The sequence below is a fragment of the Psychrobacter sp. 1Y4 genome (genome assembly GCF_051847555.1).
The window spans coordinates 1-552 of record NZ_JBPYDE010000994.1 but is presented as its reverse complement, the minus strand read 5'-3'; the positions used below and the strand labels follow the sequence as shown (position 1 = coordinate 552).

The window sequence follows — 552 nt, the reverse complement described above, 5'->3', positions numbered from 1 at the left end:
GCCGCGACCAGCGGTCATCCATTGCACATCGCCTTCCAAAATATCCCCACGCCCACCGATTGAGTCAGCATGACTGATCTCACCTGAGTACGCGAGGGTGACGGTCTCAAAACCTTTATGAGGATGCTTGCCAATGCCATGTGGTTGCGTCTGATAATCCGGATTTGGTGCAAATGTCGTCGGCTCACCATAATCAAATAATAAAAATGGATCGGTATGACTGTAATTGAAGTCTGGTTGGTCATCGACATAATTAATCAATGTTTTCACAAAAAATCCGTCACCGACCCAATGTGGTGCTTTATCACCATGAATCTGTTTGATTGGGCGCATCGAGTACCTCGCAATTCTATCTAGCATAAATAACAGTAAGTGAATATTATACTATAATTCTATAGTAAAATGAACTTATGTCGTGTTTATTTTATACTATCAAATGCGACTGCTTCTTAAACGACTTCGCCACTGACAAAACCACTGGCCCATGCCCACTGAAAATTATAGCCGCCAAGCCAGCCTGTCACATCAAGTACCTCACCGATAAAGTATAGA

At 42.9% G+C, this 552-nt stretch carries 2 protein-coding genes; both read right to left on the bottom strand.

Annotation, left to right across the window (positions count from 1 at the left end):
* The coding region (locus tag ACS8FC_RS20050; protein ID WP_439298076.1) for a pirin family protein at positions 1-333 on the bottom strand (333 nt) is incomplete at its 3' end.
* Between the two features lie 116 nt (positions 334-449).
* On the bottom strand, positions 450-552 hold a 103-nt coding region (locus tag ACS8FC_RS20045; RefSeq protein WP_439298077.1), incomplete at its 5' end, for an NAD(P)/FAD-dependent oxidoreductase.